Source organism: Armatimonas sp. (assembly GCF_043760365.1).
Classification (GTDB): domain Bacteria; phylum Armatimonadota; class Armatimonadia; order Armatimonadales; family Armatimonadaceae; genus Armatimonas.
This window is the reverse complement of sequence record NZ_JAYUPA010000772.1, coordinates 1-3419: the sequence shown is the minus strand read 5'-3', so window position 1 is coordinate 3419 and position 3419 is coordinate 1. Positions and strand designations below refer to the sequence as shown.

The following is a 3419-nucleotide window of genomic DNA, read 5'->3' as shown; positions in this document are numbered from 1 at the left end:
GTATTTCCGGGAAGTGATCAGGATCGCCTCCTTTTGCATCTGTCACCACTGCTGCCATGATTTGCCCGCTATTGCGGTCGAGTCCTAGATGCACTTTGATCCAAGTACGTCGATATTCTGCTTTCCATTTGCGTGTTTTCCACTCCCCCTCGCCTGCCACTTTGACACCTGTACTATCTACAAGCAGGTGAATCGGCTCGCCTGTTTTTCTGACTCCCAAGTCTATCTTGAGTGTCTTGGCTCTGCGCGAGAGGGTGGAGTAGTTGGGGCAGGGTAAATCAAGTTTCATGGCTTCTATTAGAGCCATAGCCAAGCCTTGGGCGGCTCGGAGGGGAAGTTTGAAAAGAATCTTGAGGCTCAGGACTACCTCGATAGCCAGGTCGCTATAGACTTTCTGTTTATGAGGCAGCCCGTCACTTTGTGCCTTCCATGCAGCAGCAACCTCTGGGTTGATCCAGAGAGTGATGTTACCGCGATTGATGAGAGCGGTGTTATACTGTTTCCAGTTACGGGTGCGGTAAGAAGTCTTTTTCCCTTTGGGTTTAGGCTCTTTGGTTGTTTTGTTTCGTTTCACAGCTTTTCATGATTGCCAGAACCGTGCCTGTAGCTACCTGATAAAAATACGGGTTAGCCCGTTATGCAACAAAGCCGGACAGAGCCTTTTCCGAAAAATGTACTTAATATCTTCTTGCCTGTTTCATTAATAATGACTTGACCTTTAAATGTATGTCTTTTCTTTTTGCCGCTATACTTCTTTTTCTGTTTTTTTTGGACGCTCTATTTGGCTCTCAGTCACATCAATAATGAGAGCACTATCTCTTTCTTCCCTGAGGACTTTCTTTCCTGGTAATTGGAAGTCAGGATGTTGGATAAGATTCTTTTCTACTGTATGTATGACTCGGAACGCAGTGGACTCATCTACTTTATAACTCTGAGCCGTGCTGAGATAGGTTCGATATTCTCGATAGTAGGTCAGGGTTAGCAAAACCTCATTTTCTGGGTTGAGAGCCCGTGGTCGTCCAAAATTCTTACGTTTTTTATTGTCATGGAGAGCTTTACGATGAATTTCAACCATTGCCCTATAGGTATCTTTTCGAACTCCCAGGAGGCGTTTGAAGTCCTCATCGTTGGTTTTGTCTACTTCTGAATCAAGCATGCAAAAAGATTACCCTACTTTTGCAAGAGGTATATCGCATGATAAGCCGCTGCACATCGGCGTAGCGCCCTGCCACCTTCTGCCGAGCCAGTGCCTTCAAATCCTCTAGAACCTGCTGGGCGCGTGTCTTCTGCGCGACGGGCTCCTGTTGGAGCGCGGGTCGGCTGCCGGGCCTCTTCCCGCTTTTACGCTCCATTGATTACCTCAAGATAGGGCCGAAGCACACTCCAGACGTGCATATTTTTGGCATGCTTGATGATCTCGGTGCGGGTCGCCTTTTGCTGCCTCAGGCAGTCCTGCAGCGCCTCGATAGCAACACTGGTGCCCACGCGGCTGCGGTACTTGAAGCAGTCCGCCACGGTCTTGGCGGCCGAGAAGATCGGCACCTGCACGCCCTCGATCTTGTGGTGCTCGACTCCCTGGCTCAATCCTGCCAGGCTCATATGCACGACCTCGACCCCTACTGTGGGCACCACTGGCGTCCAGCTTGTTCGGGGCAATGCGATCCAGACGAACGGCGGGAGCTGCGTGGTCAGACCGTGGAACTGAAGGGCGCTTGTCAGGCAGATCACCGCCCTGGGAGCGCATACGGCAACCTCGACGAGGGCGTGGTGTTCCGAGCGCTCCTGATAGGGCAGGGAGAACAGGCCGCGTCCGATACGCTCCAAATCCCCCTTATCCACCAAGTCCGCAATGTACTGCCTGGAAACCCCAATAGCCTCGAAATCCGCGTTGCGCAGGGCTCCGCGTTGCTTAGCCAGTTGAAGAATCCTGTTGCGTTTCGTGGCTTTGCTGGTGACCATGACAGTCACATTATACCTACAAAATCTATACAACCGCAATATTTGTGTAGGTTTTGTAAACAAACAAAATTTTACTTTTTCACGATGCTGCGTTCACTTTTTCACGATGCTGCGGCGTGGACATCCTCTTTCCACCAGGTTTTCTCCTCGACTCAGGTACGGGAGCCACCCCATCGCCCAGGAAGCTGTTCGGATCGTCGAGCAGCACTTCCAGATCCTCGAGCAGCACTTCCACGATGAAGCGCAAGCCGGATCGCTACGAATGAGGGAATTGGGTGTATCTGAGGAGCTTCGTGTGCTTGCTCTCGAAACCCTCGCTGAGGTCTTCCAATAGGGTCTCTGGAAGGCGGCTGCCTCCCAGAGATCGGGGCTAGATACTCCTTTTGGTCTCACTGGCGACACTCATCACGAGAATCTTCGACGGGCTCCCGTCATGGTTGTGCATCCGCCAAGTCGCGCTGATTCGTCACTTAGATCGCCTTGTAGCCAGCCTATGCTCTGCCCCTGCGCTAGCGCGGTAGAGTGCCGTTGGCTTGGAGCGACTTCGTGTCCCCAAGTCGCCTTGGACAACCTGAGCGGGTTTCCTCTCTGGCCCGGCCCATTCCTGTTCCTCTCCCTTTCACCTCCTGGTAACTCTGCGATAGGATTCGTACTCTGGGTTGCTTCTCTTCCACTTCCCCCCTCGTAGTTGACTTTCGTTTTTGCCTTCTTGTCCTGCGCAAGTAAGCACCCTCAGCGATCCTTAAAGCCGGTGGGTTATTGCGGCAAGTCAGTCGCCGCGTAGGCTTCGCAGGTTATGCGTCACCCGCCTTGCAAGATCGCAATAACCCTGGAGAGCTTCCTGAGGAAGGGTGCTCAAAATACGAAAGCGCAGCAGGGTTTCCCTTTTCACGGGGGCGCAATCGCTCGGTTTCGTGTGAGAGCCAATAGCGGCTCCCGTTTAAGAAAAGGAAAATACAATGGCAAACTTACTCAAACAACCACAAGTCGAGATCGAAGCGGTTGAAGCGACAACGGAGACGAGCAATGTCTCTGAGTCACCGACGAATGAGGAGAAGAAGAATACCAATCTGATGGGCGCTGGGCCGATGTACACAGACCGTTCAGGCCGTGTCAAGATGGCGATTTGGGGACACGAAGTCGCCAAGCACCAGCTCCGGTACTCTATCACGCTCAAGCGTAGCTACAAGGTCAAGGATGGCTACAAGGAGACAAGCTCTCTGGATCTGCGCGACCTGGTGGATGCGATACATCTCCTCAACGAAGCCTATGAACTTCTCCCCAAGACGACTGTATCCAAGGAGGACAATGATGGGGAGTAACGCCCCAATCTCTGGGAGGCAGCCGCCTCCCAGAGACCTTGTCAAGACCGGGGCAAAAATCCCCAAATCACCGGATGAATTTTCCCCACATCAACGCGCAAAACTAGACCGATTCTCCCTTCGTTTCCCCTTTACTCA

5 protein-coding genes are annotated in these 3419 nt (G+C 52.2%); 1 reads left to right on the top strand and 4 read right to left on the bottom strand.

The genetic code is table 11. The annotated features are described in order from the left end of the window. The 4 genes from ACH2EH_RS18525 to ACH2EH_RS18510 form a co-directional block, all read right to left on the bottom strand. Positions 1-574, bottom strand: a 574-nt coding sequence (locus ACH2EH_RS18525; RefSeq protein ID WP_395143943.1) for an IS5 family transposase, incomplete at its 3' end; no start/stop codon positions are given. A gap of 171 nt (positions 575-745) precedes the next feature. Next, a complete protein-coding gene (locus ACH2EH_RS18520) occupies positions 746-1156 on the bottom strand; it encodes a transposase family protein (RefSeq protein ID WP_395143941.1) in 411 nt (136 codons plus the stop codon). Positions 1157-1341: 185 nt separating this feature from the next. Then, entirely contained in the window at positions 1342-1959 is a 618-nt protein-coding gene (locus ACH2EH_RS18515; RefSeq protein WP_395143939.1) for a type IV toxin-antitoxin system AbiEi family antitoxin domain-containing protein, read from the bottom strand. Between the two features lie 79 nt (positions 1960-2038). Further along, positions 2039-2206 carry a hypothetical protein gene (locus ACH2EH_RS18510; RefSeq protein WP_395143937.1) on the bottom strand — a complete coding sequence of 56 codons (168 nt, stop codon included), beginning with the start codon at positions 2204-2206 and terminating at the stop codon, positions 2039-2041. A gap of 712 nt (positions 2207-2918) precedes the next feature. Here ACH2EH_RS18510 and ACH2EH_RS18505 point away from each other — a divergent pair. Beyond that, the gene (locus ACH2EH_RS18505) at positions 2919-3281 is read left to right on the top strand and encodes a hypothetical protein (RefSeq protein WP_395143935.1); all 363 of its coding nucleotides are present in this window, start codon (positions 2919-2921) and stop codon (positions 3279-3281) included. Positions 3282-3419 lie beyond the last annotated feature (138 nt).